Source organism: Vibrio sp. 10N.261.52.A1, assembly GCF_002876325.1.
GTDB classification, from domain to species: domain Bacteria; phylum Pseudomonadota; class Gammaproteobacteria; order Enterobacterales; family Vibrionaceae; genus Vibrio; species Vibrio chagasii.
On record NZ_MCYD01001096.1, the window covers coordinates 1 to 581 of the forward strand.

Here is a 581-nt window from a genome sequence, read left to right on the forward strand (position 1 = left end):
GTCCTGAAAGGTTAAAGGTAGGCCGCGTATTCACCTAACTTGTATCGAGTAGGAAGCACCTTTTAATTTAGGTGTATTAAGCTGCAGCACTTTTCTGGAGATATTTCGACAAGTCGACGCTGTCTATTTGCTCTGGCTTCAAATACGTTTCAGCGTATCGAATGTGGGTCCCACTCGTTAGGAACAGCCTAAACAGTTCTATGTCGATATGTTCATCCAAAGCCATTTTGTGCATGATGTCGATGGCAACGCTGATTGGCTTCGCTTTCTTATAAGGTCTATCAGCAGCGGTCAGCGCCTCAAAAATGTCCGATATAACTAGGATACGCTCTGGAATAGAAAGGTCTTCGGCAGTCAGCTTTCTTGGGTAGCCTGTACCTTTTAGCGTTTCATGGTGAGTGGAAGCATAACGCGGTACACGGCTTAACTCTTTCGGGAATGGTAGGTTTTCAAGCATTTTGATTGTGCCCAACATATGCTCATTGATTTTGAAGCGATCTTCAGCCGTCAAGGTGCCACGAGCAATACACAAGTTGTAAACCTCACCGAGATTATATAGATGTTCAGGTACATCCATTTTT

General features: G+C 44.1%; 1 protein-coding gene. It reads right to left on the reverse strand.

Annotation, left to right across the window (positions count from 1 at the left end):
• Positions 1 to 76: 76 nt before the first annotated feature.
• On the reverse strand, positions 77 to 581 hold a 505-nt coding region (locus BCT81_RS23510), incomplete at its 5' end, for an HD domain-containing phosphohydrolase (RefSeq protein ID WP_277869844.1).